We start from the raw sequence: 26,144 nt of genomic DNA, 5'->3' as shown, positions 1-26,144 counted from the left end.
ATTATTAATTACTCACAAGTTAAGATTATAGCACAGAAGAAATTAAAAAGCAATGTCCTTCACCGTACTGCCACTTTTATTATAGAATGGCTTTTATAAAAAAAGGTGAAAGTTCCCACAGAGCTTAAAAAGAGGCCCCGCAATCAAGCAGAGCCTTGTCAATACTATACGTTAAAACGGAAATGAATGACATCGCCGTCTTTTACTTCATACTCCTTACCCTCTAAGCGGACCTTTCCTGCTTCCTTTGCCGCATTATGACTGCCAGCAGCCAATAAGTCATCAAAAGATACAGTTTCCGCACGGATAAATCCGCGTTCAAAGTCAGAGTGAATAACACCAGCACATTGTGGAGCTTTCATTCCTTTTCTAAAAGTCCAAGCACGAACTTCCTGTACACCTGCTGTGAAGTAAGTTGCTAAACCAAGCAGGCTGTAGGCAGCACGGATTAATTGATCTAAACCAGATTCCTCGATGCCAAGTTCTGAAAGGAACATCGCCTTTTCTTCGCCTTCAAGTTCCGCAATTTCTTCTTCTATTTTCGCACAAATCACAATAACTTCCGCATTATCAGCAGCAGCAAATTCGCGAACTTTTTGAACATATTCATTATCAGCGGGATCCACAATATCATCTTCACTTACATTAGCCACATAAAGAACAGGCTTAATCGTTAAAAGATGGAGACCTTTTACTAATTTCATTTGTTCGTCCGTGAAATCAACTGTACGAGCAGGTTTCTCTGCTTCAAAAGCATCACGCAGCATGGAAAGAACTTCAAATTCAGCAGCTGCATCCTTATCTTTTTGCTTGGCCAATTTTTCTACCCGGCTAATTCGCTTTTCCACTGATTCCATATCCGCTAAGATTAACTCAAGATTGATGGTTTCGATATCATCAATTGGGTCAACCTTACCTGATACGTGAGTGATGTTTTCATCTGCAAAACATCGTACTACCTGACAAATCGCGTCTACCTGGCGAATATGAGAAAGGAACTTGTTTCCGAGTCCTTCACCTTTACTAGCACCCTTTACAATTCCGGCAATATCGGTAAATTCAAATGCCGTTGGAACTGTCTTTTTTGGCTGCACTAGTTCAGTTAATTTTTGCAGGCGATGGTCCGGTACTTCAACAATTCCTACGTTTGGGTCAATCGTACAGAAGGGGTAATTCGCTGATTCCGCTCCTGCTTGTGTTATTGCGTTAAATAATGTCGACTTACCAACGTTCGGCAAACCAACAATACCAGCTGTTAAAGCCATTCACGTTCACTCCTAATATTCATCTATATAAAAATAAGTTCTTTTATATTAAAAAGCCTCTCACAATTATAAGGCAACTGTTATAAAAAATACAACTGCCGCTTTTGTGCGGCAGTTAGTTTGTTTTAATTCTTTCAAGGTTTACAAGACAGTCATAAAGTGTACTGCCAAGACCATTATCTGATTCCCGGCTCGAGGTCAGTTGATTAACAGAGCCGCCAAATTTCTTCCAAATACCTTCATCAATATTAATCGTATTAGGATGCGCCTTGACTAATATGGAAATATACCCCATCACTTCACCGCGGTCATTCCATACCCTTACATAATCACCGTTTGATAATCCCTGATCTTCTGCAATATTCGGGGCAATCTCAACTTTAAGCTTAAGGTTATCCCCTAAAAGGTGATAATTCTGCGAATGGTTCGAACGCAGTGGATGGATGGTCAGCAGCTGATAAGGATAAGTTTTGGCGAGCAAACGATTTTTCCACTTGGATTCGTTTGGAACAGCTAATGATAACAATCCGCTTTTGCCCTTTGACTGACCTATATGGGAAGTAAATTCAAATTTTCCTGTTGGAGTTTGGAATTTACGATTACGCCATGGTACCTTTTCAACTGGCAGTTCCATCGTGTGCAGCTCTTTTAATTTTTCAAGAGTAATGCCCGAATCTTCCAGCGGCTTCAAAGTCATCCTTAGCCATTCATCCCGTGTGTAGGCAAAATCCTCACCAAATCCAAGTCTTTCTGCCAGCTGTGTCCAAATCCATAAATCAGATTTCGCTTCTCCAGGGGCTGAAACCAGTTTGGGGCTATAATTTATATAGTGATGATACATAGAAGAGTAATAAAAATCTTCTTCTTCAAAAGCAGTGGTCGTCGGTAAAACATAATCGGCCATTAAAGCAGTATCGGTCATGAATTGTTCCAGCACCACAACTGTTGGCACAGAAGAGAACGCCTTTTCAACTACACGGCTATCCGGGACCTGAGTGAGAGGATTCCCACATGTCACCACAATCATTTCAATGGACGGGTCAGCTGCCTTTAAGATCTCTTCCGCCTGCTGCATCATTGAAAATTGGCGACTGTTTTGTTTACGCTGTGGAAGCGTTAACTCATCAAAAGCGAAACTTTGACCGACCTGGAGATTGGCATAATTGGCACCGCCTCCTCGAAGGCCAATATTCCCGCTAATAGCTGCAAGAGCATCAATTAACCGAATGGTATTGCCGCCATTTTCATATCGCTGCATTCCTAAACCCATATAAGTGGCAGTAGGCCTGTCACTGTACACAAGTGCTAATTGGGTGATCATCTCACACGAAACTTCCGTCATTTCACTAATTTTTTCTAGAGAAATACTATCAAGAAGCCCTGCTAAATCTTCGAATCCATGTGTGGATTGCTCAATAAAATCCCGGTCCTCTAGCCCAAGCCGGAGTATTTCCTTCATAATCCCAGCAGCCAATATTCCGTCCATTCCCGGTCTTACGGTAATAAAATCATCCGCTTGTTTGGCCGTCGCATTATAGAGCGGATCAATCACAAATAACTTAATACCTTGTTTTTTTGCTTCTAGCAATCTTTCATATAGGTGCATATTGGTTCTGGCGACATTTCGTCCCCAGATAACAATGTTTTTGCTGTTAATTATATCATCCGGTTCATGGCTGTAAGCATTGCCGAAATCCCACTTTTGGGCTTCAATCCCTGCCCCCCAGCAGAGCGAGCCATAAACTTGCGTTACCCCGCCATAACAATTAAAAAAACGCTGGTCTAAGTTTTTTAAAATTCCATTATTGGCATAGTCATGACTGTGCAGTACGGCAGTCGTCCCAACTGTTTGTTTTATTTCACGAAACTCCGCGGCTATTTCATCAAGCGCCTGTTCCCAAGAAATTTGTATAAATTCACCATTTACCTTTTTTAAAGGATATAAAAGACGCTGCTCGGAGTTTGTTCTTTTCTCCAGCATCCGCCCTCGTCCGCAAATTTTACCTCTAGTGATCGGATGTGTCTCATCCCCCTCGACTTTGACAACTTTGCCATCGTCAACTGTTATCTTAAACCCGCAGCTATCCCAGCAGTTTAGCGGACATGCAGCCTTACGTATTTCTGTCAACAACTCCACCCCCGTCTTCTATATTTCTATTAATTGACTAACATAATAGGGCTAAATAAAAAAAGAAGCATGAAAAATTATCCTTCATGCTTAACTAAAATCTTTTTCATTTTCCGTGAGAACTCTCTTCTTGGGATTAAAACACTATGACCGCAGCCCTCGCATTTAATTCGGACATCCATTCCCATCCGAATAATCTTCCAGCGATTGGTTCCACATGGATGTTGTTTCTTCATTTCAACAACGTCATTCAGGGCAAATTCCTTTTCCTCCATCAGTTTATCCCCCTTATACACTCGGCTCTTTTATACTTCCGTTATCCTTCGAATACATAACCATTCGTGGATATGGGATTTCAATTCCATGCCCATCTAAAGAAAGTTTAATATCCTTGCGCATTTTCCTTGCTACAGCAGCATGCTGCATTGGCAGTGTTTCTGCAACAATTCTCAATGTCACTTCAGACGGACTGAAGTTTTGAATACCTAGAAAATCAGGTACTCGAACCAACTCTTCATATTTTTCTGGCATTTCGTCAAGTAAGTCCTTAATAACCTGCTCAGCCTTATCAAGATCCTCTTCATAAGCAATTCCCACATCAATTATGGCTAAACTATTATTAAGTGAGAAGTTTGTTACTTCCATTATGTTTCCATTAGGTAAAATATGAACTTCTCCAGTCCAGCTTTTTAATTTCGTCGTTCTTAATCCAATCGATTGGACATTGCCTTCGAACTGTCCGATTCGAACATGATCGCCAACGGAAAACTGATCCTCAAAAATGATAAAGAATCCGGAAATGACATCCTTCACCAAGCTCTGGGCACCGAAACCGACTGCCAAGCCAACCACACCAGCTCCGGCAATTAGTGCTTTCACATCGATTCCCAGCACCGACAGGATCATCATAAAAGCAATAAAATAAACGACATAAGTAAGGATATTGTCGAGCAGTTTAGAGAGTGTAGCTTCCCTTCTTTCTGACGTGTTCAACGGAGAGAGGGTCCTGATTTTAAAAATATTATGAATCGCCAATTTGCCGATTCGGATTAGAATATTAGCAATCAGCATGATTACCATTATTTTAAGCAAGCCTTCGCCTATATTCAACCATGTATCTTCATTTTGATATTTATTGATAAGCTTTTGTATTCCTCTTTGTGTAATACTCATGAGTCACCTTCCTCAACCCTTTTTACCATTTTATTTTAACAATAATTTAATTTAGATAATAGCATTATGAATTTTCATTTTTTACCACTACGATGTATAGATTTTCAAAATTTTCCGTATACTAAGTAAAAAGTAGAAGCATCTGCGACAGCATCAGTATAAAAATAGGACTAATTATGTGCTAGGGAGTGGACGGAATGAATTTGAAGACTAGCTTTTTTGACAGGAGAAGCAAAGTAAGCATCGTTCATGATGAGTCTAACGCGGCTGAACAGCTTGCTCGTGAATTACTTCTGAACATCCCTAGTGTAACTCGACGTCCCATCGTATTTGTATGTATTGGAACCGACCGCTCCACAGGAGACTCATTAGGACCGCTGGTTGGAAGTATCCTGGAGGAGAAAGAGCTCCAATCGTTTTACGTTTACGGAACTTTAGATGAACCTATCCATGCAGTGAATCTTGCTGATAAGCTGCGGGAAATTAACACCATTCATGCCAATCCATACATAATTGGAATTGACGCCTGTTTGGGTCGGATAAAAAATGTCGGTGTCATCCAAATCGGATATGGACCTGTTAAACCAGGAGCAGGAGTTAACAAAGATCTTCCTGCCGTGGGTGATATTCATATAACAGGTATTGTCAACGTGAGCGGCTTTATGGAATTTTTTGTGTTACAAAATACCAGGTTAAATCTTGTAATGAGAATGGCCAAAACCATTGCATCCGGAATTGCTCAAGCGAGTCAGCTTTACCCAAAACAAAACTGGGCTGATTTAGATTGGATAGAAGAAGAAACAAATTAAAAGAGACTGACCCAAAAGGTGGTTGATGAATCATTTTTTACACTCTGTTGATTGGAGCCGCCTGGAGCGGAAATCAACAGACTAGATTAGTATATAAAAAAGATGTGCCCCTCAAACTTTTGGGGCACGCTCTTCTATTATAAAATGTGATGGTAATTATAGAGGATCGTGACAATAATCCCTGTGACCACAATTCCAGGAAGTAAATTCGCCACTTTAATCTTTACTATACCAGTTAAGTTTAAACCGATGGCAAAAATCATCACTCCACCTGTTGCCGTCATTTCAGTAATAAACTGATCCATCAATTCCTTGGGAACAAATTGATTTATTTGTGTAGCAAATAGGGCAATTATCCCCTCATAGAGTACCACCGGGACTGCTGAAAAGATAACGCCAATTCCAAGCGTAGTCGTTAAAATTAAAGCCGTAAAACCATCGATGATTGATTTTGTGTACAATACATCATGGTCACCGCGGATGCCGCTGTCAAGCGCACCTATAATCGCCATTGCTCCAATTACAAAGATTAAGGTTGCCGTAACAAACCCTTCAGAAATACTTCCTTTTCCATTCGAACCCACCCTGCGCTCAAGCCAGCCGCCTAAATCATTTAATTTATCTTCTAATTTTAATAGCTCCCCAGCGACTGCACCTACTACCAGACTAATAATAACGATCAGAAAGTTTTCACTCTTTAAGCCCATTTGTAATCCTAAAACCATAACAGAAAGTCCGATCGCATACATGACTGTCGTTTTCATTCCCTCTGGTATTCGATTTAACCATTTACCGAGAAGAGTTCCGACGACGATTAACAATCCGTTAACAAGTGTTCCTAATAAAAACATGCTTTTTTCTCCTTCTTCGCCACTCAAAATAATAATAGTTCTAACCTATCATGTTCCCAAATGAATGGGAAGATTTTTTAACAAAGAAAAACCCGCCAGGTGGCGAGTCTATTTATATATTAGAGTCCTCTTGGTCAAGCATTTCTAATATCCGCTCTAAATCCGCTTGGGAGAAAAATTCGATTTCAATTTTCCCTTTATTTTTCTTTTGGACAATATTTACTGTTGTTCCAAACCGTTCACGAAGAGAATGTTCATGCTGCTGTACAAATACATCCTTTTTCTTTTCCGGCTTTTTTGTTTCACGTGAAACATTTTCGTTTATTTGTTGTATTAGCTTTTCTAGCTGACGGACATTGAGTCCTTCACTGATTACCTTTTCAACTAATACAGGCAGTTTTGCTTTCTGTCTGAGTCCTAATAATGCACGGCCATGACCCATTGAAATACTTCCGCTTGAAATAAGTTCTTGGATTTTAGGAGGGAGGGAGAGCAGGCGGATATGATTCGCTACATGCGGCCGGCTTTTGCCTAAGCGTTTAGCTACTTCCTCCTGTGTCAGCTTTAACTTTTCTATTAAAGTTTGATAAGCTTGTCCCTCTTCAATCGGATTTAAATCTTCTCTTTGCAAGTTTTCAAGGACGGCTAGTTCCATCATTTGCTGTTCTGAAAGTTCACGGACAACAGCCGGGATGGTTTCTAGCTTTGCTTCCTTAGCAGCGCGGTAGCGGCGTTCACCAACGACAATTTCATAGCCTCTAATACTTTTGCGAACCACAATCGGCTGCAGGATTCCATGCTCAATAATAGAATCTCTTAACTCATCAATTGTTTCCTGCTGGAAGGTTTTCCTTGGCTGATAGGGGTTTGGACGAAGTTCCTTAAGCTTAATTTCTTGGACTGTCTCCTCTTTACTAGCTTCATTAAAAAAAGCATTCAATCCTTTTCCTAAACCTTTAGCCATTTGAGACCACTTCCTTCGCTAAATCTAAATAAACTTCAGCTCCCCTTGACTTGGCATCATAAGTAATAATAGGCTCTCCATGACTTGGCGCTTCACTTAAACGTACGTTTCTAGGAATAATAGTTTTATAGACCTTATCTTGGAAATATTTTTTTACTTCTTCAATGACTTGAAGCCCAAGATTTGTCCTTGCATCGAGCATGGTAAGCAGAACGCCCTCAATTTTCAAATCCTGATTTAAATGCTTCTGAACAAGTCTGACTGTATTTAATAATTGACTTAGCCCTTCTAAGGCATAGTACTCGCATTGTACTGGGATTAAGACTGCATCGGATGCTGTTAATGCATTAAGTGTTAAAAGGCCTAATGAAGGCGGACAATCGATAATAATATAATCAAATTGATCCTTTACTTCTCCCAGAGCCCGTTTTAGACGGACTTCTCTTGAAATGGTTGGGACCAATTCAATTTCGGCTCCTGCCAGTTGAATGGTAGCCGGAATCGCATACAAATTTTCAACAGAGGTTGCTTTAATGACATCCTTTGCTTCCACATCATCAACTAAAACATCATATATACACTGTTCCACTTCAGCCTTTTCAATACCAACTCCGCTTGTTGCATTTCCCTGCGGATCGATATCGACTAGTAAGACCCGTTTCCCTATGTATGCTAAGCAGGCACCTAGGTTGACAGAGGTTGTCGTTTTTCCGACTCCACCTTTTTGGTTTGCAATTGAAAGGATTTTCCCCACGTTGTCACCTACCCTAAAATTTAAAAATCGTAATCTTGCATTCTATCAAATGTATTAATTATCTCAATAATGGAAAGGAAAGTAAAATTTCCATTCCTTTATTTTACCATGATTTTAATAGCAGTTGGTTTTTTTCCTAAAAAAATTCCATTAGGCAATTTAGCTTATTTTTTCCAATACAAAAAAAGAAGAACCAAACATCACTCTGTCTAGTTCTTCTGTCATCTATGGATTTACTTTTTCTTCGGAATACGGATAGTAAATTGGTAAAATTCATCAAATTCTTCTTCTTCAGAGTCCAAATTAATCCCACTATCCGATACCATGGTAAGTGATTGCCGAATGGTATTAACGGCAATTCTCATATCCTTACTAAAAGCTTTGCGCTTCGGCTTTGGCTGTTGATTTTTTTGCTCAAGCAGACGGACAACACGTTCCTCCGTTTGCTTGACATTTAAATTTCTCTCCATCACTTCCTGCAATACGGCCACTTGTTTTTCCGGATCTTTAAGCGGAATAAGGGCACGGGCATGACGCTCCGTTATGACCTTGCTTAACAAGGCATCCTGAACAGGCTGTGGCAATTTTAGTAGACGGAGCTTGTTAGCTACCGTAGACTGACCTTTTCCAAGCCGCTGTGCTAATGCTTCCTGCGTTAAATTGTGCAGTTCAAGCAGTTTTCCGTACGCGATCGCTTCCTCAATCGGAGATAATTCCTCACGCTGTAAATTTTCAATCAGGGCTACAGATGCTGTTTCCGTATCTGAGAGATTTTTCACAATTGCTGGCGCTTCTGTCCAGCCAAGCTTTTTCATTGCCCGCCAACGGCGTTCTCCGGCAATAATTTCATATTTATCAGCAGCAAACTCTCGGACGACAATCGGCTGGATAATCCCATGTATATGAATCGTACGAGATAATTCTTCAATTTTTTCTTCATCAAATACCGTCCGTGGCTGGAATCGGTTCGGAATAATTTGGTTAATCGGTATTTTCTTGATCTCTTCGCTTCGTTCTATATTCAGCTCCTGCTCAACCTCTTGCTCTCCCTTTTCGCCGAGGCCAAAAAAGCGTGTAAATGAACTCTTCATCCCCAACACCACCTTTAAGAAACTCCCTATTACTTATTCTATATGCAAATAATTTCTTCCTGCCTGGGATACTATTTTTGTGAAAATTGTTATGAGCTAGTTAACGTAAGCCAGCCAAAAATGCAGAGGCCGGGGTTATTCAATTGGCGACTTGCCAGGTGTACCAGGCTTGCGCGGATACTTCTTTGGCGTCTGTTTTTCTTTTTTTATAATCAGAATGGTTCGTTCACTATCTTCCATTGGCAGGGTAAACGTATGAACCTTTTCGACCTTACCGCCAAGAGTCGAAATGGCTTTTTGCGCTGCGTCTAGTTCATCCTTTGCATGTAAAGCCTTCATCGCAAGAAAGTGGCCGCCTACTTTTACTAATGGTAAACAAAACTCGCTTAACACGGACATTCTAGCAACAGCTCGTGCTGTCACAACATCAAAATTTTCACGATAGAGAGGATTCACTCCAAAGGTTTCCGCACGATCATGAACAAAATGAATCTTCTCCAAATTTAAGACGTTGGCAAGATGGTTTAAGAAGGATATCCGCTTGTTTAATGAGTCAACTATTGTCACTTCAATATGTGGATAGACAATTTTTAACGGTATGCTTGGAAAACCAGCCCCGGCACCTACATCGCATAAATGAAAAGGCTCTGAAAAATCAAAATAGAAGGAAGCAGTGATTGAGTCATAAAAATGCTTTAAATATACGTCCGTCTTTTCAGTGATGGCAGTGAGGTTCATTTTTTCATTCCACTCTACCAAGGTTGTAAAATAGGTTTCAAACTGGTCAAGCTGTTTTTCAGAAAGGGAGATTCCCTTCTCCTGAAGGCTCGCTGTAAATTGTTCGATATTCATTAACAAATCTTCCTCACTAACTTTTCAGCATTGTTGCAGAAGAGCCTGCTTGTTTGAAAGCTCCTCCGCTTGTTTAACGTAATAAAGTTTTTAGTCTTCAAGAATTGTCCGGCTACAGCGTCTAGAGGCTCTTAGGTCTAGCCAATCTGTCAAGAAGGCTAAAGAACAGCCCTCTCGCCGGCTCGTCTGTACCCTTGCGCCTCTGGGAAAAATAAACTACTTTTTTCCTTGGGCAAGACGCTTCCGCCTTTCTTATTATTCGTTTGAAACCTTGGCAATCCGGCCTTGTTCGAGGTACACAAGCAGGATGGAAATATCTGCTGGATTAACTCCGGAAATACGGGATGCTTGGGCAATGGAAACAGGTTTAATTTTCTTAAGCTTTTGTTTTGCTTCTGTTGCTAGTCCGTTAATCGCATCATAATCAATATTCTCTGGAATGCGTTTGTTTTCCATTTTCTTTAGTCGTTCTACTTGCTGTAATGATTTATCAATATAGCCCTCGTACTTAATCTGAATTTCTACTTGTTCTTTGATGTCATCATCCAATGGACGTTCGCTGCTCGTTAATTTTTCTAATAACTCATATGACATCTCTGGCCGCTTTAATAAGTCAGAGGCGCGAATCCCGTCTTTAAGCTCACTGCCGCCAATGCTGCGAATCAGCTCTTGAACTTCAGCAGATGGTTTCAAAATAATGGACTGCAACCGTTCCCTCTCTGACTCAATCGCATGTTTCTTAACTAAAAATGCTTCATACCGTTCATCACGGATCAGGCCAATTTTATGACCTATCTCTGTCAAACGAAGGTCGGCATTATCATGACGTAATAACAAACGATATTCTGCACGAGAGGTCAACAAACGGTATGGCTCATTGGTTCCTTTTGTAATCAAATCGTCAATTAATACCCCAATATAGGCATCTGAACGGCTCAATATTAATTGCTCTTTGCCTAAAGCATTTAGCCCTGCATTAATCCCAGCCATGATGCCTTGACCGGCAGCCTCTTCATACCCGCTTGTTCCATTAATTTGGCCGGCTGTATATAAATTTTTAACAACCTTTGTTTCTAACGTAGGCCATAACTGTGTTGGAACAATGGCATCATACTCAATGGCATACCCAGCCCTCATCATTTGAGCATTTTCCAGCCCAGGAACAGTTTTAAGTATCTGCAGCTGCACATCTTCAGGAAGGCTTGTTGACATTCCCTGCACATAGACCTCTTGTGTATGTCTGCCTTCCGGTTCAAGGAAGATTTGATGGCGCGGCTTATCATTAAAACGAACCACTTTATCTTCGATCGATGGACAGTACCTTGGGCCCGTTCCTTTGATCATGCCGGAAAACATTGGCGAACGATGCAGATTGCTATCTATAATTTGATGTGTTTGATCATTTGTATAAGTTAACCAGCATGGCAGCTGATCGGTAATATATTTAGTCGTTTCATAGGAAAAGGCTCTTGGAACCTCGTCACCTGGCTGGATTTCCGTCTTACTATAATCAATGGTTTGGCTATTTACCCTTGGGGGTGTTCCCGTTTTAAAGCGGACTAACTCAAAACCAAGTTCCTCCAAGTGTTCAGAAAGTCTGATCGACGGCTGCTGGTTATTTGGACCGCTGGAATATTTTAATTCACCTAAGATAATTTCGCCTCGCAAATAAGTTCCAGTTGTAATAACTACTGCTTTTGATCGATAGATTGCACCCGTTTTGGTTATGACCCCTTGAACCATTCCATCTTCAACAATCAATTGTTCGACCATACCTTGTAGCAGGGTTAAATTAGGTTCTTCTTCGAGTGTTTTTTTCATTTCATGTTGATAGGCAAATTTATCCGCCTGTGCCCTTAAAGCTCGAACTGCAGGGCCCTTACCAGTGTTCAACATTCTCATTTGGATATAAGTTTTATCAATATTTTTACCCATCTCCCCGCCTAGAGCGTCAATTTCACGGACAACAATCCCTTTGGCTGGTCCGCCGACAGACGGATTACATGGCATAAAAGCCACCATATCTAAGTTAATCGTAATCATTAAAGTTTTAGCACCAAGTCGCGCAGCCGCAAGTCCGGCTTCACAACCGGCATGCCCCGCACCAACGACAATCACGTCATAATTTCCTGCATCGTATTGCATGTGTTTCCTCCTTTTCCGTACTATTACGGAAACATTGCTTCTCCTAGCCCCATTCTTTACCTATAGAATGAAAACTACGCTTTTTTTATTATCCTGTCCAGAACGGGCGATAGTAAAACGAACGCCCGCATGGATTTCTATTTTCCTAAACAAAATTGTGAGAAGAGCTGGTCAATCAGACTTTCATGAACACTATCGCCGATAATTTCACCAAGCAGCTCCCATGTCCGAGTCATATCAATTTGAACGATATCGATGGGAACACCCATTTCAACACCCTCAATCGCATCCTCTATCGTTTGAAGACTTTGATTCAATACCGCTATATGGCGGGTGTTTGACACATATGTCATATCTCCTGCTTCAATAGATCCAGAGAAAAATAGGGAAGAAATGGCTTCCTCTAAAGCATCGACACCGCGTTCTTCCAATAAAGAGGTCGTCACCAATTTATGATCTTTAGCGAGTTCATGGACCCGCTCCATATCAATTTGCTGCGGCAGGTCTGTCTTGTTTACAATAACAATAACATCCATTCCCTTGACTACTTCAAACAGATTCACATCTTCCTCGGTGAGTTGGTCTGAATAATTCAGAACCAGTAAAATCAGGTCAGCTTCTTTTAAAACCTGACGAGAACGCTCAACACCAATTCGTTCGACAATATCTTCCGTTTCCCGGATTCCCGCTGTATCTAATAATCGAAGGGGAACACCGCGGACATTTACATATTCTTCAATGACATCCCGAGTTGTTCCTGGGATATCCGTAACGATTGCTTTATTTTCATGAACAAGACTATTTAATAGAGAAGATTTCCCAACGTTCGGCCGGCCAACAATAACTGTTGATAGGCCTTCCCGCAATATTTTCCCCTGCTCAGAGGTTTGCAATAGTTTTTGAATTTCTTCCCGCACATAATGGGCTTTTTCTAATAGCAGCTTATGTGTCATTTCCTCGACGTCATCATATTCCGGATAATCAATATTTACTTCCACATGGGCTAGGACCTCTAAGATTTCCTGCCGTAATCTTCGAATCAAATTTGAAAGCCGGCCTTCCATTTGCCCAAGGGCCACATTCATGGCTCGATCTGTTTTAGCCCGGATTAAATCCATAACAGCCTCAGCCTGTGATAAGTCAATCCGTCCATTTAAAAATGCACGTTTCGTGAACTCTCCTGGTTCAGCTAATCTTGCTCCATATTTTAACACCTGCTGGAGCACTCGATTGACAGAAACGATTCCTCCATGGCAATTAATCTCGACTACATCCTCTTTAGTGAATGTTTTTGGCCCCTTCATAACCGAAATCATTACCTCTTCAATGACTTCACCACTTTTCGGATCCAGCAAGTGCCCGTAGTGAATGGTGTGACTAGAAACATTGATAAGCTGTTTCCCACCGATACCCTTAAACAGCTTGTCTGCTATTATGATGGCATCATCACCACTCAGGCGGACGATCGCAATCGCTCCCTCTCCCATTGGAGTGGAAATGGCCGCAATTGTATCAAACTCCATTTATTTCACCTCACATTTAAAAATTCAATCTATTTATTGTATGGGTTCGAATTTTATATCCAAAAAAATAGAATACCACATCAGTTTCTGTTAAAAAAGCAAACAACTCGCCTAAACTTATCCACAATCTCCAATTGTTCTTTTATTATTTTAACTTATCAACATGTGAATAACAATAAGAGGAGATCCCCTCTTTTATTTTGACCATATGTAAAAGTTATCAACAGACTTACCTTTTCTGTTAATTTGGCTGTTATTGCTGTTTAACAGATCCTATAAAAAAGCAGCACAAAAAAAGACACTCTACAAGGTAGAATGTCTTCGATTATTTTTACTTTTTATCTTTTCACTGGAGTAATAATGATAAATCGATGCGGTTCCGATCCGTCTGAGAGTGTTTTAACACGTCTGTTTTCAGATAAAGCGGTATGAATAACTTTACGCTCGTACGAAGGCATAGGTTCTAAAGTTACATCTTTCCCCGTCTTGACTGCCTTGCTGGCAAGACGATGGGCCAGTTGAATAAGTGTTTCACTTCTTCGGTTTCGGTAATCCTCAGCGTCTAAAATCACGGTTAGATATTGATTGGAAAAGCGGTTTATGACTAATTGCGTTAAGTATTGAAGGGAGTTAAGTGTTTGCCCTCTTTTTCCAATTAAAAGAGCAATCTTTTCACCCGTCATTACAAAGGTCACTTGTTTTCCCTCGCGTTTAATTTCAATTTCCGCAGGGGCTCCCATTTGTTCACTAATTTGTCTTAAAAACTTTTTCGCCTCTTCAATTGGATCCAAAATAACCGTCACTTTAACTACAGCCGGCCTTGATCCAAAAATACCGAAAATCCCTTTTTTGCCTTCATCGATTATATCTACTTCTGCGCGGTCTTTGGTGGTATTTAATTGAGCTAAAGCTGATTCTACTGCTTCTTCGACAGTTTGTCCTGTAGCAGTTACCTGTTTCACTTTTTTGCTCCTCCCGCATTACCGGCGGCCTGCGCCCTTAGGTCCGGTCCTTTGATAAAATAGGTTTGTACAATCATGAATATATTTCCGACAACCCAATACAATGAAAGGGCTGCAGGGAAACTAAACGCAAAGAACACAATCATAATCGGCATCATCCAAAGCATCATGGCCATTTGTGGATTTTGCTCTTGTCCTGCCATCATCATTTTTTGTTGGATAAAAGTCGTTATTCCAGCAACAATTGGCAGGATATAATAAGGGTCCTTTTCTCCGAGATCAAACCATAGAAAATTATCTGAAGCAATTTCTCTGGTTCTAGAGATGGCATGATAAAAACCAATTAAAATTGGCATTTGCACGATTAATGGGAAACAACCTGCCATTGGATTGACACCGTGCTTTTGAAAAAGTGCCATCGTTTCCTGCTGAAGCTTTTGCTGTGTCTTTTGATCCTTAGAGCTGTATTTTTCACGAAGTGCCTTCATTTCCGGCTGCAAAGCCTGCATCGCCTTAGAGCTTCTGGTTTGCTTGATCATAAGCGGCAGAAGCACTAAGCGAATGAGAAGAGTTACCACAATCAGTGATAATCCATAGCTTCCCCACAGCAAATGGGCCCCTTCTTTTATTAACCATGACAAGGGATAGACTATATATTCATTCCAAAACCCTGTACTTTCTGATGTAATTGGCTTTTTGATTTCACTGCAGCCCGTTAAAAATAAGAATACAGATAGAACGCCGAACAAAAGTAATATTCGTTTTTTCAACCAAAATTTCCTCCTTACCTGTATATTACTTGGTATGTAATCATTTCCTTAAATCATTCCAGCAATTTTTCATGACATCTATTTTATTGCACTTCACTTTTCATTTTAGCATTTTTCCTAAGACAATGTCGTCACCGTTCTGGTTATTTTAACTATTTTCTAAAAAATTTAGTTCTTCTTCAATACTTTACCAACCTTCAGCACATGGGTAAGACTTTTCTTCACTTCAAAAAAATCCATTTCAGCCACTGGTTTTCTGGCAATAATAACATAGTCGTTTCCCATCGCTAGTTGTTCCTGGAGTTCAAAAACAGCTTGTCTCACATAGCGTTTAATTCTATTTCTGGTAACAGCATTTCCTATCTTTTTACTTACAGACAATCCGATTCGAAAAAAGTCTTGTTCCTCTTTTTCTAAGGAATACACTACAAATTGCCGGTTCGCAAACGATTGGCCCTTTTTAAATGCAGCTTGAAAATCGTTATTCTTCTTAATTCGGAATTCTTTTTTCATAAAAAAAACTCCTTCATCTAATTTTATAAAAAGTAAAACTTGAAAATTGTCCAGCTCCAGCGCCTAGGGTCTCGGGGTCATAAGCCAATCCAGCAAGAAGGCTAAAAAGCAGCCTTCTCACCGGCTCGTCTTATGCCTGTCGCCCCTGGTCAAGGCGCTTCCGCTTTTCTAACAGCGCTTCCACTATAATTGAAAAAAAGACCACTGAGACGTTCAGTGGCCTAAGCTGATAATACTTTTCTTCCTTTTTGACGACGGCGAGCAAGAACCTTACGGCCGTTTGCTGAGCTCATGCGACTGCGGAATCCGTGAACTTTACTATGTTTACGTTTATTTGGTTGATATGTTCTTTTCATATATGACACCTCCCTGAGGAATAGCTATCAAGTTAAAACCTAATTGACAGTCTTACTTATTATAAAGACGACCACTTGCAATTGTCAACAACCCTCTTAAGATTATTCCCTATTTCCAATATTTTTCGGTATGAGTTTTTCTCATACTAGAAATTCTATCGGTAAGATGTCGATCGTTTAATAAGTAATTGAATACTTACCGATCCGCTTCCGATTTTCGGTTCTGTCTAGCTCTTTTTCGGTGCTGTGGATAAAATTTCGACATTATTTTTATTATCCACATACGATATTGACAGGTTTTACACAAACCGTCAGGTTGTGGACAATTTCTATGCACATAATGTTACAGTTGTGGATAAACTACGAAAAAGCATTGCACCTCTTGCAATTATTTGTTATTATATTTGTGTTTTCACTCTGAATAACTTCATGACAGATATAGTGTTATCCACAAATTGTGGATAACATGTGGATAGTTTATCCTAGCGTTCTGTAAAAACTTGTCCACAAGCGGTGGATATTGTCGAAACTCCACTTTACTTCCTTATTATATATTTTTCCACAATCATCGTTTTGTATATTTATAAATTAATAGGTTGTACTGACGGTATAACCGATTTTTCATGGACATTTGCCCATTGAAAAATATGAGTTGGGAGCTAGACAGTAAATAAGTGAGTGTCAGTTAAGATAAATGTTTTTATAAAGAGAAAAAGGAGGGATACTAGTTGGAAAATATTGCGGATCTTTGGAATGCAGCGCTGGCCAATATCGAAAAAAAGATAAGCAAGCCTAGTTTTGATACTTGGCTTAAGTCTACAAAGGCCCATTCTCTTCAAGGTAATCTTCTGGTGATTACCGCTCCAAATGAATTTGCGCGCGACTGGCTTGAGGAGCGATATTCCCAGTTAATCTCAGGAATATTGTATGAGATAACTGGTGAGGAGCTATCTGTAAAGTTTATAATTCCGCAAAACAAAAATGAAGCAGATAATGACGTCCAGCTGCCGCCTAAAAAGGTCAAAAAAGATGATGACCATGCCGAATTCCCGCAGGGCATCTTAAATCAGAAGTATACCTTTGATACTTTTGTTATTGGTTCAGGCAACCGTTTTGCCCACGCAGCCTCCCTTGCGGTAGCCGAGGCACCAGCAAAAGCCTATAATCCCTTATTTATCTATGGGGGTGTAGGATTAGGAAAAACTCACTTAATGCATGCAATAGGCCATTATGTTTTAGATCATAATCCAGCTGCAAAGGTAGTTTATCTATCATCTGAAAAGTTCACGAATGAATTTATTAACTCGATTCGTGACAATAAGGCAGAGAGTTTCCGCAATAAGTATCGAAATGTCGATATCTTACTTATTGATGATATTCAGTTTTTGGCCGGAAAAGAATCAACCCAGGAAGAATTTTTCCATACTTTTAATGCCCTGCATGAGGAAAGCAAACAAATCATTATCTCAAGTGATCGCCCGCCTAGAGAAATTCCAACCTTAGAGGACCGGCTGCGTTCGAGATTTGAATGGGGACTGATTACCGATATTACTCCCCCTGATTTAGAAACGAGAATTGCCATTCTTCGAAAAAAAGCTAAGGCAGAAGGTTTAGATATTCCTAATGAAGTCATGCTTTATATTGCCAACCAAATTGATTCGAACATCCGTGAACTTGAGGGTGCGCTGATCCGCGTGGTGGCCTACTCTTCTTTAATTAATAAAGATATAAATGCCGACCTTGCTGCAGAAGCATTAAAAGATATCATCCCAAGCTCTAAGCCTAAGGTGATTACCATCCATGAAATTCAAAAAGTAGTTGGGGAGCATTTTAGTATAAAATTAGAGGATTTCAAAGCAAAAAAGCGGACAAAGTCTGTAGCTTTTCCGCGGCAAATTGCGATGTACTTATCACGTGAATTAACGGATTACTCCTTGCCGAAAATAGGAGAAGAGTTCGGAGGCCGTGACCATACAACCGTCATTCATGCACATGAAAAAATTTCAAAGCTCCTCCAAACAGACTCAACTTTACAAAAACAAATGAAAGAACTTCATGAGCTATTAAAAATATAGATAAATTTCTTTGTTCAAACTGTGAATAACTTCTTCGAATCTATACACAGTCTGTCCACATGTGGATAGGCTGTGTTTCTATTGAAAATTCGAGTTATCCACATACTAACAAGCCCTACTAGTACTTCTACTAATTTTTTAAAAAATATTATTATATGTTACAGCAATAAAAATATGCATAAAACGGAGGATTAAATGCGATGAAATTTATCATCCAGCGGGACCGACTAGTTCAAAGTGTTCAAGATGTAATGAAGGCTGTCACATCCAGAACAACGATACCAATCTTAACGGGGATTAAAATTGCAGCAACAGTTGAGGGAGTTACTTTAACTGGAAGTGATTCAGACATTTCCATTGAATCGTTTATTCCAAAAGAGAATGCTGGAGATGAAATTGTTGAAATCAAACAAACAGGTGCTATTGTCCTCCAGGCGAAATTTTTTAGTGAAATTGTTAAGAAGCTTCCCACTGATACGGTTGAAATTGAAGTCTTAGGATCGTTACAAACCGTAATTCGTTCTGGTAAGTCAGAATTTAATCTTAATGGTCTTGATGCTGAGGAATATCCACATCTTCCGCAAATCGAAGAGAACAACAAATTGCATATTGCAACTGATCTATTAAAAGCCATGATCCGTCAAACACATTTTGCGGTGTCCACCTCAGAAACACGCCCCATCTTGACAGGTGTAAACTGGCAGATTGAAAATGAGGAACTAACCTGTATTGCAACAGATAGTCATCGTCTTGCTCTAAGAAAAGCTAAGATTGAATCAGAAAGTCATGAAAATTATAATGTGGTCATCCCTGGAAAGAGCTTGAATGAATTAAGTAAAATTATTGATGACTCGAATGAATTAATTGATATTGTCATTACAGAGAATCAAATTTTATTTAAAGCCAAGCATTTATTATTTTTCTCAAGATTATTAGAAGGAAACTATCCTGATACTTCTAGATTAATTCCGAATGAAAGTAAAACCGACGTAACCGTCAATACGAAAGAATTTCTACACGCCATTGATCGTGCATCCCTATTGGCACGCGAAGGTAGAAATAATGTGGTTAAGTTGTCCACATTTGAGGAAGGAACTCTTGAAATATCTTCAAATACACCGGAAATCGGGAAGGTAGTAGAGGAAGTTCAAAGCCAGTCTATAGATGGTGAAGAGTTAAAAATTTCATTTAGTGCAAAATATATGATGGATGCGCTTAAAGCGCTAGAGGGCACAGAAATTAAAGTAAGTTTTACTGGTGCGATGCGTCCATTTGTCATCCGTCCGCTTCATGATGAAACGATCTTGCAGCTTATTTTGCCAGTAAGAACGTACTAATGATTAAGATTTACAACCAATAGGCCACCAGTAATATGGTGGCTATCTTTATGCTTCCAGATAGGACCTATTTAGGTGCCCTGCTGCGGTAGTAAACCGTTTGCTTTTTATTTTTTTCGAGATTCCTTTGTGTCAAACTAATTTTTTTAGTAAAATAAAGTATTGGGACCATTTTAGAAGTGAGGTTGAATATGATGCCTGAAAAAATTAAATTGGATACCGAATATATTACATTAGGGCAATTTTTAAAGCTGGCTGATGTAATTCAAACAGGCGGTATGGCCAAATGGTTTTTGAGTGAGCATGAGATATTTATCAATGGTGAGCAAGACCAAAGAAGAGGAAGAAAGCTTCGCGTTGGTGACAAAATCCAGATAGCAGGTTACGGGGAATTTGTGATTAGCGAGTAGCTAAAGGATGTTGTTGCCATGTATATAGAAAAATTAGCACTTAAAAATTATCGAAACTATGACGAGTTATTCGTAGAGTTTGAAAATAAAGTAAATGTCATTTTAGGTGAAAATGCCCAGGGGAAAACAAACGTAATGGAATCCATTTATGTGTTAGCTATGGCCAAGTCTCACCGGACATCGAACGATAAAGAACTTATTCGCTGGGACCAGGATTATGCTAAAATAGAGGGTAGGGTTCAAAAACAACACAGCTCACTGCCTCTCGAACTGATCATATCTAAAAAGGGGAAAAAAGCAAAATTCAACCATATTGAACAGCAAAAGTTAAGTCAATATGTGGGTAATATGAATGTCGTCATGTTTGCACCAGAGGACTTAAATATTGTGAAAGGAAGCCCACAGGTCCGAAGACGGTTTATTGATATGGAAATTGGCCAGGTTTCGCCGATTTATTTACATGATATGAGTCAATATCAAAAAATTCTCCAACAACGCAACCATTATTTAAAAATGATGCAGATCAAAAAACAAAATGATCCAACTATGCTCGAAGTCTTAACGGAGCAATTTATTGACATGGCTGTGAAAGTCGTTAAAAAGAGATTTGAATTTCTGAAATTACTCGAAAATTGGGCTAAACCTATTCATCAAGGAATTTCAAGAGGCTTGGAAACACTTGAAATTATGTATAAACCTTCAGTAGAGGTATTAGAAGACCAAGATTTGTCGAAAATGATAGAAAGCTTTCAGGAAAAATTTTCTAAAGTGAGAACAAGGGAAATGGAACGAGGAACGACCCTGTTTGGTCCCCATCGTGATGACTTATTGTTTTTTGTTAATGGAAGGGATGTTCAAACCTTTGGTTCCCAAGGGCAGCAGCGAACAACGGCCCTCTCTGTTAAACTTGCTGAAATTGAATTGATTCATAATGAAATTGGGGAGTATCCGATTCTCTTGCTTGATGATGTTTTGTCCGAGTTAGATGATTACAGGCAATCCCATTTGCTCAATACCATTCAAGGGAGAGTTCAGACATTTGTCACAACAACAAGTGTGGAAGGAATAGATCATCAGACATTAAAAGATGCTTCAACCTATATCGTGCAGGCAGGCACCATAGAGAAGGTTAATTGAGGTGGGCCAATGTATATTCACATCGGGGAAGACTTAAATATTAGGGCAAAGGATATTATCTCAATCTTAGATAAAGAAAGTGCCAATCAATCACCATTGGTGAAAGAATTTTTAAAACAGCAAAGTGAACGAGTCATTAACTTGTCTAAAAACCCCTATAAATCAGTCATTATTACATATGACAAGGTTTATTTATCCCCCATTGCTTCAGGAACATTAAAGAAACGTTCAAATCAATTGAGTATACATGAATTTTAATATAAATTTTTATGCTTTAGTTTATTTAGAGATATTTTTGTTAGAAGGTGCAGGTGAACGAGTATGACTTTGGAACAAAAAGCAGTAGAGGGAGCATACGGCGCAGATCAAATTCAAGTCCTGGAGGGACTTGAAGCAGTACGGAAAAGACCTGGTATGTATATTGGTTCAACAAGCGGAAAAGGACTACATCATCTTGTTTGGGAAATTGTTGATAATAGTATTGATGAGGCCTTGGCAGGCTACTGTGATGAAATTAATGTCATCGTTGAAGAAGATAATAGTATCACGGTAAAGGATAATGGCCGTGGAATACCAGTTGATATTCAAGAAAAGATGGGCAGACCAGCAGTCGAAGTTATCATGACTGTCCTTCACGCCGGTGGGAAATTTGGCGGTGGAGGATATAAGGTTTCCGGAGGATTACATGGTGTAGGTGCATCTGTTGTTAATGCCCTATCTACTGAACTTGTGGTCAATGTCCATCGTGACGGTAAAATTTATGAGATTAAATTTGAACGTGGTGCCGTATCTTCTGAACTAAAAGTAATCGGAACTACGGACAAAACTGGAACGATAACTCACTTCAAACCAGATGGAGAAATTTTCACTGAGACATTGGTCTATGAATATGACATACTTGCGACTCGATTGCGTGAACTTGCGTTTCTTAACCGCGGGATCAAAATCACGATTGAAGATAAGCGTGTTGAAAATAAACGGAATGAGTACCACTATGAAGGTGGTATCAAATCATATGTTGAACATTTAAATCGAACAAAAGAAGTTGTCCATGAAGAACCAATCTACATGGAAGGAGAAAAAGACGGCATAAGTGTTGAAGTCGCGCTCCAATATAACGAGGGTTATACAGAGAATATTTACTCCTTTGCTAACAATATTCACACCTATGAAGGTGGTACACATGAATCAGGTTTTAAAACAGCTTTAACAAGAGTGATCAATGATTATGCTAGGAAGAATGGGATATTCAAAGAAAGTGATCCAAACCTTTCAGGTGAGGATGTTCGCGAAGGAATCACAGCGATTGTTTCGATCAAACACCCTGATCCTCAATTTGAAGGACAAACAAAAACAAAGCTTGGAAATTCAGAAGTCAGAGCGATTACTGATACTGTGTTTGCAAGTACCTTTGATAAATTTTTATTAGAAAATCCGGCAGTTGCAAGGAAAATCGTTGATAAGGGTTTGATGGCTTCAAGGGCAAGGCTTGCCGCCAAGAAGGCTAGAGAATTAACTCGCCGAAAAAGCGCCCTAGAAGTTTCCAGTTTGCCAGGGAAATTAGCGGATTGTTCTTCCAAGGATCCTTCTGAGAGTGAATTATACATCGTTGAGGGTGATTCTGCGGGAGGGTCTGCTAAACAAGGACGTGATCGTCACTTCCAAGCCATTTTACCGCTTCGAGGAAAAATTCTTAATGTGGAAAAAGCACGGTTAGATAGAATCCTTTCTAACAATGAAGTGAGAGCGATGATTACGGCGATCGGGACTGGAATTGGGGAGGAATTTGATATCTCCAAAGCACGTTATCATAAAGTGGTCATAATGACAGATGCTGACGTTGATGGAGCACATATACGTACCCTTCTTTTAACCTTCTTTTATCGATTTATGAGAAAAATTTTAGAAGCCGGTTATGTTTATATTGCTCAGCCACCGCTTTATAAGGTACAGCAAGGGAAACGAATTGAGTACGCTTATAATGATAAAGAACTTGAACGGATCTTTGCGGAGCTGCCAGCTGCACCAAGACCCAATATCCAACGATATAAAGGTCTGGGTGAGATGAACCCGGAACAATTATGGGATACCACTATGGATCCAGGTAATAGAAGTATGCTCCAAGTAAGTCTTGAAGATGCAATCGAAGCAGACGAAACCTTTGATATGTTAATGGGTGAGAAGGTAGAACCACGTCGTAACTTCATTGAAGAAAATGCTCAATACGTAAAGAATTTAGATATATAAAAGGCGGAGGGAGGCAGGTAATATGACGGAAACACCTAATTCAAAAGTAAGTGAAATTAATATTAGTCAGGAAATGAAATCATCCTTTCTTGACTATGCGATGAGTGTTATTGTTTCTCGTGCCCTTCCAGATGTACGGGATGGGTTAAAACCAGTGCATCGCCGTATTCTATATGCCATGCATGACCTTGGCATCCATGCAGACAAACCATATAAAAAGTCTGCCCGTATCGTCGGGGATGTTATCGGTAAATATCATCCACATGGTGATTCTGCTGTTTATGAAACCATGGTCCGGATGGCACAAGATTTTAACTATCGTTATATGCTTGTTGATGGTCATGGGAACTTTGGGTCTGTTGATGGTGACTCAGCGGCTGCGATGCGTTATACAGAATCAAGAATGTCCAAAATTTCCATGGAACTATTAAGAGATTTAAACAAGGATACTATCGATTATCAAGACAACTATGATGGTGAGGAGAGAGAGCCGGTTGTTTTGCCAGCACGTTTCCCAAACCTTTTAGTAAATGGGACAACTGGGATTGCCGTAGGTATGGCAACCAATATTCCACCGCACCAATTAGGGGAAGTCATTGATGGAGTTTTAGCAGTAAGCCGCGATCCGGAAATCACTTCGCAAGAATTAATGGAAATTATTCCTGGGCCGGATTTTCCTACAGGCGGGATCATTATTGGCCGTAGTGGGATTAGAAAAGCATATGAAACAGGCCGCGGTTCGATTACCATCCGTGCTAAGGTTGAGATTGAACAGAAATCCAACGGTAAAGAAGTCATTATTGTTAATGAGATTCCATATCAAGTAAATAAAGCGAAATTAATTGAAAAAATCGCCGAGCTAGCACGCGATAAAAAAATTGAAGGCATCACCGATCTCCGAGACGAATCTGACCGCCGTGGAATGCGGATTGTCATTGAAGTCCGAAAAGATGCGAATGCCAATGTTCTTTTAAATAACTTATACAAACAAACTGCCCTGCAAACCAGTTTTGGGATTAACACATTGGCACTAGTAGATGGACAGCCAAAGGTGTTAAGTCTAAAGCAGTGTTTAGTTTACTATTTAGAGCATCAAAAAGTGGTTATTCGCCGGAGAACACAATTTGAATTAAACAAAGCAGAAGCCCGTGCCCATATTTTAGAAGGGTTAAGAATTGCACTAGATAATTTAGATGCCGTTATTACTTTAATTCGAAACTCTCGTACAACTGATATTGCCCGTGAAGGCTTAATGACGCAGTTTAATCTTTCTGAAAAACAGGCTCAAGCCATCCTTGATATGCGTTTGCAAAGATTAACAGGATTAGAAAGAGAGAAAATCGAGGAAGAGTTCCAAAGTTTGATGAAGCTTATTGCTGAACTAAAAGCAATTTTAGCTGATGAAGAGAAGATTCTTGATATTATTCGTGAAGAATTACTAGAAATTAAAGAACGTTTTAACGATAAGCGCCGGACGGAAATTGTCATGGGCGGCATCGAGAATATCGAAGATGAGGATCTGATCCCTCGAGAAAATGTTGTTATTTCGTTAACTCATAATGGTTATATTAAACGCCTCCCAGTGTCCACTTATCGTGCGCAAAGACGAGGCGGCCGTGGTATACAAGGAATGGGAACAAATGAAGACGACTTTGTTGAACACTTAATTACTACCTCGTCCCATGATACGATTCTATTCTTTACTAATAAGGGTAAGGTGTATCGGTCCAAAGGTTATGAAATACCAGAGTACAGCAGGACAGCTAAAGGAATTCCTATTATAAACCTGCTGGGTATAGAAAAAGGAGAATGGATCAATGCGATTATTCCTGTTGAGGAATTTGTAGACGATTGGTTCTTGTTCTTTACAACTAAAGAAGGAATTTCTAAACGTTCACCACTTTCTTCTTTTGCTCATATCCGTAATAATGGTTTAATTGCCTTAAGTCTGCGCGAAGGGGATGAATTAATCTCTGTTCGTCTGACTGATGGGACCAAACATATTATTATTGGGACTAAGAAAGGTATGCTAATCCACTTCCCAGAGACAGATGTAAGGTCAATGGGCCGTACTGCAACAGGGGTGAAGGGAATTACCCTTGATTCCGATGATGAAGTTGTGGGAATGGAAGTAATAGAGGAAGATAATGATGTCCTTATTGTAACTAAAAACGGTTATGGAAAACGTACACCTGCTTCGGAATACCGCATTCAAGGCCGTGGCGGTAAAGGAATTAAGACCTGCCATGTCACAGATAAAAACGGAAATCTAGTATCAATGAGGGCTGTAACTGGTGAAGAAGATCTCATGCTAATTACAACCGGCGGCGTGCTGATCCGTACCGATGTTGCAGGTATTTCACAGATGGGTCGAAATACACAAGGTGTAAAATTGATCAGCCTGAAAGAAAGTGAAAACGAGTTTGTCGCAACTGTTGCAAAGGTTGAAAAGGAAGAGGAAGAGGAGCAGACAGCTGAAGAAATTTCAGATGATAGCAACGAAACAATCCTCGACGAAGGTCAAGATGACAGTCTTCCTGAAGGTGAAGAGTAATATGGATAAGAGGAGCACTTACATGTGCTCCTTTTATTATGCCAAAAAGGGAAGGAATTTTAATAAATTTTAAGATATTTTTTAAATAGTGTTGACTTAAATTGATATGGGTGATATATTAATTAAGTCGCTTCGGGGCGACGGATTGTTCTTTGAAAACTAAACAAACAAAAACGTCAACAAACAATAATATTCGTTTCTTATGAAACGAAGCCAACGTAACAAAAT

23 protein-coding genes are annotated in these 26,144 nt (G+C 39.7%); 8 read left to right on the top strand and 15 right to left on the bottom strand.

What is annotated here, in order from left to right:
• Positions 1 to 164: 164 nt before the first annotated feature.
• From ychF to V7266_RS01850, 4 genes are all read right to left on the bottom strand, one after another.
• Positions 165 to 1,265 carry a redox-regulated ATPase YchF gene (gene ychF, locus V7266_RS01865; protein WP_335465528.1) on the bottom strand — a complete coding sequence of 367 codons (1,101 nt, stop codon included), beginning with the start codon at positions 1,263 to 1,265 and terminating at the stop codon, positions 165 to 167.
• Positions 1,266 to 1,380: 115 nt separating this feature from the next.
• Positions 1,381 to 3,393, bottom strand: a complete 2,013-nt coding sequence (locus V7266_RS01860) for a molybdopterin-dependent oxidoreductase (RefSeq protein ID WP_335465527.1) — start codon at positions 3,391 to 3,393, stop codon at positions 1,381 to 1,383.
• A 77-nt stretch (positions 3,394 to 3,470) separates the two neighbouring features.
• The gene (locus tag V7266_RS01855) at positions 3,471 to 3,668 is read right to left on the bottom strand and encodes a DUF951 domain-containing protein (protein WP_098530218.1); all 198 of its coding nucleotides are present in this window, start codon (positions 3,666 to 3,668) and stop codon (positions 3,471 to 3,473) included.
• A 13-nt stretch (positions 3,669 to 3,681) separates the two neighbouring features.
• On the bottom strand, positions 3,682 to 4,566 hold the full coding sequence (locus tag V7266_RS01850) for a mechanosensitive ion channel family protein (protein WP_335465526.1): 885 nt from the start codon (positions 4,564 to 4,566) through the stop codon (positions 3,682 to 3,684).
• 197 nt (positions 4,567 to 4,763) lie between these two features.
• Between V7266_RS01850 and yyaC the strand changes: the two genes are divergently transcribed.
• Positions 4,764 to 5,375: a spore protease YyaC gene (gene yyaC, locus V7266_RS01845; RefSeq protein WP_335465525.1), complete on the top strand. Its 612-nt coding sequence runs from the start codon at positions 4,764 to 4,766 to the stop codon at positions 5,373 to 5,375.
• A 137-nt stretch (positions 5,376 to 5,512) separates the two neighbouring features.
• Here yyaC and V7266_RS01840 read toward each other — a convergent pair whose 3' ends face one another.
• The 11 genes from V7266_RS01840 to rpmH all read right to left on the bottom strand — a co-directional run bounded on the left by V7266_RS01840 (position 5,513) and on the right by rpmH (position 16,156).
• The gene (locus V7266_RS01840; RefSeq protein WP_335465524.1) at positions 5,513 to 6,226 is read right to left on the bottom strand and encodes a DUF554 domain-containing protein; all 714 of its coding nucleotides are present in this window, start codon (positions 6,224 to 6,226) and stop codon (positions 5,513 to 5,515) included.
• A 112-nt stretch (positions 6,227 to 6,338) separates the two neighbouring features.
• A complete protein-coding gene (locus V7266_RS01835) occupies positions 6,339 to 7,190 on the bottom strand; it encodes a ParB/RepB/Spo0J family partition protein (RefSeq protein ID WP_335465523.1) in 852 nt (283 codons plus the stop codon).
• Positions 7,183 to 7,944 (bottom strand): ParA family protein, encoded by a 762-nt coding sequence (locus V7266_RS01830; protein ID WP_101650089.1) that lies wholly within the window; start codon positions 7,942 to 7,944, stop codon positions 7,183 to 7,185. Before V7266_RS01830 ends, V7266_RS01835 begins: the two co-directional genes overlap by 8 nt.
• A gap of 233 nt (positions 7,945 to 8,177) precedes the next feature.
• Positions 8,178 to 9,035 carry a nucleoid occlusion protein gene (noc, locus tag V7266_RS01825; protein WP_335465522.1) on the bottom strand — a complete coding sequence of 286 codons (858 nt, stop codon included), beginning with the start codon at positions 9,033 to 9,035 and terminating at the stop codon, positions 8,178 to 8,180.
• Positions 9,036 to 9,170: 135 nt separating this feature from the next.
• The gene (rsmG, locus tag V7266_RS01820) at positions 9,171 to 9,887 is read right to left on the bottom strand and encodes a 16S rRNA (guanine(527)-N(7))-methyltransferase RsmG (RefSeq protein ID WP_335465521.1); all 717 of its coding nucleotides are present in this window, start codon (positions 9,885 to 9,887) and stop codon (positions 9,171 to 9,173) included.
• 255 nt (positions 9,888 to 10,142) lie between these two features.
• Positions 10,143 to 12,032, bottom strand: coding sequence for a tRNA uridine-5-carboxymethylaminomethyl(34) synthesis enzyme MnmG (gene mnmG / locus V7266_RS01815; protein ID WP_335465520.1), 1,890 nt, complete (start codon positions 12,030 to 12,032; stop codon positions 10,143 to 10,145).
• 137 nt (positions 12,033 to 12,169) lie between these two features.
• Entirely contained in the window at positions 12,170 to 13,555 is a 1,386-nt protein-coding gene (gene mnmE / locus V7266_RS01810; protein WP_335465519.1) for a tRNA uridine-5-carboxymethylaminomethyl(34) synthesis GTPase MnmE, read from the bottom strand.
• A 338-nt stretch (positions 13,556 to 13,893) separates the two neighbouring features.
• Positions 13,894 to 14,517 (bottom strand): RNA-binding cell elongation regulator Jag/EloR, encoded by a 624-nt coding sequence (jag, locus tag V7266_RS01805; protein ID WP_335465518.1) that lies wholly within the window; start codon positions 14,515 to 14,517, stop codon positions 13,894 to 13,896.
• A complete protein-coding gene (gene spoIIIJ, locus V7266_RS01800) occupies positions 14,514 to 15,287 on the bottom strand; it encodes a YidC family membrane integrase SpoIIIJ (protein WP_335465517.1) in 774 nt (257 codons plus the stop codon). Before spoIIIJ ends, jag begins: the two co-directional genes overlap by 4 nt.
• A 168-nt stretch (positions 15,288 to 15,455) precedes the next feature.
• Entirely contained in the window at positions 15,456 to 15,800 is a 345-nt protein-coding gene (gene rnpA, locus V7266_RS01795; RefSeq protein ID WP_335465516.1) for a ribonuclease P protein component, read from the bottom strand.
• A gap of 221 nt (positions 15,801 to 16,021) precedes the next feature.
• A complete protein-coding gene (rpmH, locus tag V7266_RS01790) occupies positions 16,022 to 16,156 on the bottom strand; it encodes a 50S ribosomal protein L34 (RefSeq protein WP_063255153.1) in 135 nt (44 codons plus the stop codon).
• A 728-nt stretch (positions 16,157 to 16,884) separates the two neighbouring features.
• Here rpmH and dnaA point away from each other — a divergent pair.
• From dnaA to gyrA, 7 genes are all read left to right on the top strand, one after another.
• Complete coding sequence (gene dnaA, locus V7266_RS01785; protein ID WP_335465515.1) at positions 16,885 to 18,231, top strand: chromosomal replication initiator protein DnaA; 1,347 nt, start codon at positions 16,885 to 16,887, stop codon at positions 18,229 to 18,231.
• Between the two features lie 200 nt (positions 18,232 to 18,431).
• The gene (dnaN, locus tag V7266_RS01780) at positions 18,432 to 19,568 is read left to right on the top strand and encodes a DNA polymerase III subunit beta (RefSeq protein ID WP_335465514.1); all 1,137 of its coding nucleotides are present in this window, start codon (positions 18,432 to 18,434) and stop codon (positions 19,566 to 19,568) included.
• 194 nt (positions 19,569 to 19,762) lie between these two features.
• Positions 19,763 to 19,978, top strand: coding sequence for a S4 domain-containing protein YaaA (gene yaaA, locus V7266_RS01775; RefSeq protein ID WP_335465550.1), 216 nt, complete (start codon positions 19,763 to 19,765; stop codon positions 19,976 to 19,978).
• A gap of 18 nt (positions 19,979 to 19,996) precedes the next feature.
• Entirely contained in the window at positions 19,997 to 21,115 is a 1,119-nt protein-coding gene (gene recF, locus V7266_RS01770; protein WP_335465513.1) for a DNA replication/repair protein RecF, read from the top strand.
• A 9-nt stretch (positions 21,116 to 21,124) separates the two neighbouring features.
• Positions 21,125 to 21,373 (top strand): extracellular matrix regulator RemB, encoded by a 249-nt coding sequence (gene remB / locus V7266_RS01765; protein ID WP_335465512.1) that lies wholly within the window; start codon positions 21,125 to 21,127, stop codon positions 21,371 to 21,373.
• 63 nt (positions 21,374 to 21,436) lie between these two features.
• Positions 21,437 to 23,362, top strand: coding sequence for a DNA topoisomerase (ATP-hydrolyzing) subunit B (gyrB, locus tag V7266_RS01760; protein ID WP_420491294.1), 1,926 nt, complete (start codon positions 21,437 to 21,439; stop codon positions 23,360 to 23,362).
• Positions 23,363 to 23,384: 22 nt separating this feature from the next.
• Complete coding sequence (gene gyrA, locus V7266_RS01755) at positions 23,385 to 25,916, top strand: DNA gyrase subunit A (protein WP_335465511.1); 2,532 nt, start codon at positions 23,385 to 23,387, stop codon at positions 25,914 to 25,916.
• Positions 25,917 to 26,144 lie beyond the last annotated feature (228 nt).

It is taken from the genome of Neobacillus drentensis, from assembly GCF_036965645.1.
Lineage (GTDB): Bacteria > Bacillota > Bacilli > Bacillales > Cytobacillaceae > Neobacillus > Neobacillus drentensis_D.
The sequence above is the reverse complement of the archived record's forward strand: the minus strand, read 5'-3'. Positions and strand labels throughout refer to the sequence as shown.